Source organism: Mesorhizobium sp. M5C.F.Ca.IN.020.29.1.1, assembly GCF_003997375.1.
GTDB classification, from domain to species: domain Bacteria; phylum Pseudomonadota; class Alphaproteobacteria; order Rhizobiales; family Rhizobiaceae; genus Mesorhizobium; species Mesorhizobium wenxiniae.
Window position 1 is genome coordinate 1 of the sequence record NZ_RZSW01000749.1, and the last position, 2,324, is coordinate 2,324.

Below are 2,324 nucleotides of genomic sequence, written 5' to 3' on the forward strand. Positions count from 1 at the left end.
GGGGAGGTTCCACCAAGCCAGGATGGTCGGCCTCTGGTCGGAATGGCGCCGGCGATCAACCAACACGCCCCGTCTCGACGGGGCTATCCTTCCCCGCCTGGCGGTGAAGGGACCCCGAGAGGGAGGAGCCCATGACAACGGTCGCGACCCAGATCAAGCTGACGCCTGAGCATAATGCGCGTCCGCGCGCCTCGGTGCGTTCGCGCCTGCAGGACGCCCTGCCGAAGATCGTACTGGCGCCAAGCTTTGCGATCACCATCGTCTTCGTCTACGGCTTCATCCTGTGGACGGTCTATCTGTCCTTCACCAACTCCAAGACCTTCCCGTCCTATGCCATATCAGGGCCGCGCGCCTATCAGCGGCTGTGGCGCTGGACTTTCGAGAGCGACCCGCCGTCGAGCTGGTACACGTCGATCACCAATATGGGCATTTTCGGCTTTCTCTACATCTTCATCTGCCTGGCGCTCGGCCTTTTCCTGGCCATCCTGCTCGACCAGAAGATCCGCGGCGAAGGCATGTTGCGGCCGATCTACCTTTACCCGATGGCGCTATCCTTCATCGTCACCGGCGTCGCCTGGAAATGGTTCCTCGATCCCGGCCTCGGCCTCGAGCAGACGCTGCACCAGTGGGGCTGGACGAGCTTCCATTTCGACTGGATCAAGAACAAGGATTTCGTCATCTATACTGTGGTGATCGCCGGCGTCTGGCAGGCGTCCGGCTTCATCATGGCAATGTTCCTCGCCGGCCTGCGCGGCATCGACGGCGAGATCATGAAGGCGGCGCAGATCGACGGCGCCACCACTTTCCAGCTCTATCGCCGGATCGTCATCCCGCTGCTGCGGCCGGTGTTCCTCTCGGCCTTCATCGTGCTCGCCCACCTCGCCATCAAGTCCTACGATCTGGTCGTAGCGCTGACCAGCGGCGGGCCGGGCGGCTCGGCCTGGCTGCCTTCGAACTTCATGTATGAGTACACCTTCAAGCGCAACGAAATGGCCGTCGGCTCGGCCAGCGCCGTGATCATGCTGATGACCATCACCGCGATCATCGTGCCCTACCTCTATTCCGAGCTCAGGGAGCGGCCGCGATGAGCGTCATTGCCACGCCTGCTCGCCAGAGCACTGGCGGCATCAGTGCCAGGACGGTCAACCGCATCGTCGTCTACGGCCTGCTGGCGCTGTTCGCCCTGTTCTACCTGATGCCGCTGTTCGTCATGCTGGTGACTTCGTTCAAGACGATGGACGAGATCCAGAACGGCAACATGCTGGCGCTGCCGCAGGCGCCGACCTTCGAACCATGGCTGAAGGCGTGGGGCGAGACCTGCGTCGGCCTGACCTGCGCCGGCATCAAGGGCTATTTCTGGAACTCCATCAAGATGGTGGTTCCGGCGGTGCTGATCTCGACATTGCTCGGCGCGCTCAACGGCTATGTCCTGACCAAATGGCGCTTCCGCGGCCACACGCTGGTTTTCGGGCTGATGCTGTTTGCCTGCTTCATTCCGTTCCAGTCGGTGCTGTTGCCGATGGCGACGATCCTCGGCAGCCTCGGCCGTTTCGGCGTGACGCTGCGAAACGCGACGGGATTTTCATTCGGCTTGGGCAATCCGACGGTCAACCTGGTCTTTGTACACGTCGTCTATGGGCTCGGCTTCACCACCTTGTTCTTCCGCAACTATTACGAGGCCTTCCCGACCGAACTGGTCAAGGCGGCACAGGTCGACGGCGCCAGCTTCTTTCAGATCTTCCGGCGCATCATGCTGCCGAATTCGATGCCGATCTTCGTCGTCACCGTCATCTACCAGTTCACCAACATCTGGAACGACTTCCTGTTCGCCTCGGCCTATGCCGGCACTGGTGACGCGATGCCGATGACCGTGGCGCTGAATAACGTCGTCAATACCTCGACCGGTGTCGTCGAATACAACGTCAACATGGCAGCGGCGATGATCGCCGCACTGCCGACCCTGCTCGTCTACGTGGTCGCTGGCCGCTATTTTGTGCGCGGCTTGATGGCCGGCGCCGTCAAAGGATAATCGCATGGCTTTTCTCGAAATTGATGGGCTGAGGAAGCGGTTCGGATCGGTCGAGATCCTGAAGGGCATCGACCTCGATCTCGAAAAGGGCGGCTTCCTCGTGCTGGTCGGCCCGTCCGGCTGCGGCAAGTCGACATTGCTCAACACCATCGCCGGCCTGGAAACCATCACCGAAGGCGAAATCCGTGTCGACGGACGGACGATCAACGATCTCCACCCCTCGAAGCGCGACATCGCCATGGTGTTCCAGAGCTACGCGCTCTATCCGAATATGACGGTCGCGGGAAACATTGCC

Annotated in this window: 3 protein-coding genes; all 3 read left to right on the forward strand. The window is 61.2% G+C overall.

Going from position 1 to position 2,324, the window contains the following annotated elements:
* Positions 1–131: 131 nt before the first annotated feature.
* Entirely contained in the window at positions 132–1,088 is a 957-nt protein-coding gene (locus tag EOA85_RS33040; protein ID WP_095517243.1) for a sugar ABC transporter permease, read from the forward strand.
* Positions 1,085–2,029, forward strand: a complete 945-nt coding sequence (locus EOA85_RS33045; protein WP_127212510.1) for a carbohydrate ABC transporter permease — start codon at positions 1,085–1,087, stop codon at positions 2,027–2,029. The genes EOA85_RS33040 and EOA85_RS33045 overlap by 4 nt, the downstream gene beginning before the upstream one ends.
* Before the next feature lie 4 nt (positions 2,030–2,033).
* Positions 2,034–2,324 (forward strand): ABC transporter ATP-binding protein (locus EOA85_RS33050; RefSeq protein ID WP_164760051.1); only part of this gene is annotated, 291 nt, incomplete at its 3' end.

Coding starts and splice junctions, on each gene's coding strand:
- EOA85_RS33040 (WP_095517243.1), top strand. CDS start 132: ATGACAACGGTCGCGACCCAGATCAAGCTGACGCCTGAGCATAATGCG.
- EOA85_RS33045 (WP_127212510.1), top strand. CDS start 1,085: ATGAGCGTCATTGCCACGCCTGCTCGCCAGAGCACTGGCGGCATCAGT.